Origin of the sequence: Allopseudospirillum japonicum (assembly GCF_900108915.1) — a bacterium.
Taxonomy (GTDB): Bacteria; Pseudomonadota; Gammaproteobacteria; order Pseudomonadales; family Halomonadaceae; genus Pseudospirillum; species Pseudospirillum japonicum.
This window is the reverse complement of sequence record NZ_FNYH01000028.1, coordinates 1-1,963: the sequence shown is the minus strand read 5'-3', so window position 1 is coordinate 1,963 and position 1,963 is coordinate 1. Positions and strand designations below refer to the sequence as shown.

2 protein-coding genes are annotated in these 1,963 nt (G+C 44.8%); one reads left to right on the top strand and one right to left on the bottom strand.

Annotated elements, in window-relative coordinates; genetic code table 11:
• Positions 1-4 precede the first annotated feature (4 nt).
• The gene (gene tnpA / locus BMX05_RS12315; RefSeq protein ID WP_177166906.1) at positions 5-460 is read right to left on the bottom strand and encodes an IS200/IS605 family transposase; all 456 of its coding nucleotides are present in this window, start codon (positions 458-460) and stop codon (positions 5-7) included.
• A 77-nt stretch (positions 461-537) separates the two neighbouring features.
• On the opposite strand from tnpA, the gene BMX05_RS12310 reads away from it, so the two are divergent.
• Positions 538-1,917, top strand: a complete 1,380-nt coding sequence (locus BMX05_RS12310) for an RNA-guided endonuclease InsQ/TnpB family protein (RefSeq protein WP_093312618.1) — start codon at positions 538-540, stop codon at positions 1,915-1,917.
• Positions 1,918-1,963: the final 46 nt, after the last annotated feature.

Below are 1,963 nucleotides of genomic sequence, written 5' to 3'. Positions count from 1 at the left end.
GTAATTAGTCTTTTATCTGACTTAAAGCGCGAGAAGTTTTAACGGCTCTTTCACTTGGCGGTGTATTTTGATTTTCGATGTACTGCTTAACAACATCCAAACTCGCGCCACCACATGACACGACACAATAACTAGGCGACCAAAAGTGATTACCCCAAAGCATTGTCTTTATGCGCTCCCAATACTCACGCCTGAGCATATATGACGATTTTCCTTTGAGCTTACCAACCAAATTCGATACAGCTACTTTCGGGTGAATAGATACCATCAAATGAACATGATCATGCTCACCACCAAACTCTAAGAGTTCGCAATCCATTTGCTGACAAGTTTCCTCCATTATCTCTTTGGTTCTATCCAGCATCTCCTTGGTGAAAACACCTTTGCGATATTTAGTAACAAATACTAGATGTGCGTTATTCTTAAAAAGGCATCTTCTGCCAGTTCTCCACTCGTACATATTACCCACAGACTAGATTGACAGTTTGCCGTTAAGTGTAATAATAGTGACGACGAATAACAACCCATGGGGCTATCATGCTAACAGGCATCAAGCTACGCGCTCATCCTACATCGCATCAAAAACTGGTATTAAGCCAGTGGATGGGCTGTGCGCGTAGTATTTGGAATGCCAAAGTCGATGAGGAAAATTATTACCGTACTTTTGCGCGTAAATACTACCCCATAGGTACTTATGCCCCTATTGATCAGAAAGCATCACACTTTAAGTCGAAGGAATTAACCCCTTGGCTCTATCAATGCCCTAGTCAGATCATCAGAAATAGCGCAGTTAACTGGTATCGAACCTACCAGAAGTTCATCAAAGGCGTGTGTGGACGGCCAAAGCGCAAACGTAAGACCGATCGTGGCAGTATCCATCTAACCCGTGAGGTATTCCGCTTCGACCGCTGTGAAGATGGCAATTTACGCCTGTTCATCGGCACCAAGACTAATAATATGGGTTACTTATCCTTTAAGGCTCATCGCCCGTTTGAGATCCCAAACTCGCTTTATGTGCGAAAAGAGCGTGGTCAATATTATGTGTCTTTCTGCTATGAGAATGGCAAAAGTGAATGTGGGCGATCAAGTCGTGCGGAACACTTAGCCTTTTTGCAAGGTTCAACCAAAGAGTCTCTGGAAGAAAGCGTGATTGGTGTAGACCGTGGTGTCGCTATCCCTGTTCACGCGGGCTCAATGATGTTCGACTTCTGCGACAATCAGAAAAAGAACATGACCAAAGCTGATCGCTACATTAAGCGACTTCAACGCCAGTTAGCTCGCCAGCAAAAAGGCGCGAGTCGAAGAAATAAAACCAAGCATCGCATGGCTACGCACCATGCTAAAAAGGCGAATATCCGTAATGACTTTGCTCATAAGACAAGCCGCTCATTAGTCGATAGCAAGGCAAAGGTTATTGTATTTGAGGTGCTTAAAACCTCAATCATGACGCGCAAGCCAAAGGCTAGGAAGGACGAGCAAGGTCGATACATATCGAACAAAGCCAAGCAAAAGGCAGGACTAAACAAGTCTATCCTCAATGTTGGTTGGCACATCATAGAAACCTACACCCAATACAAGGCTTACCAAGCAGGCAAAGCCGTATTCAAAGTCAATGCAGCCTACACCAGTCAGGAGTGTGCCAAGTGCGATCACACTCACCCCGATAACCGAAAATCACAAGCAGTTTTTGTGTGCGGTCACTGTGGCAATACTGACAATGCGGATAACAACGCATCATTGGTCATTAAGAAACGGGCTATAAATCTAATTTTAGACACTGGAACGGTGTTGTCTGACGATGGGGTTTTACAACTCAAGTCAGATAGTGGACGTGGAGGCAATCGTAAGACTAGCCGAGCCAAAAGCTCGACTAGCGGTGTCCAACGAAGCGTCAAAAAAGAAAAGTTAGCGGCTTAGGCCGTTATCTTGGAAGCTCGCTGCTTTAGCTGCGAGTAGTTCACAT

Excerpts from the sequence above, each read along its gene's own strand:
- tnpA (WP_177166906.1), bottom strand. The coding sequence starts at position 460 with ATGTACGAGTGGAGAACTGGCAGAAGATGCCTTTTTAAGAATAACGCA.
- BMX05_RS12310 (WP_093312618.1), top strand. The coding sequence starts at position 538 with ATGCTAACAGGCATCAAGCTACGCGCTCATCCTACATCGCATCAAAAA.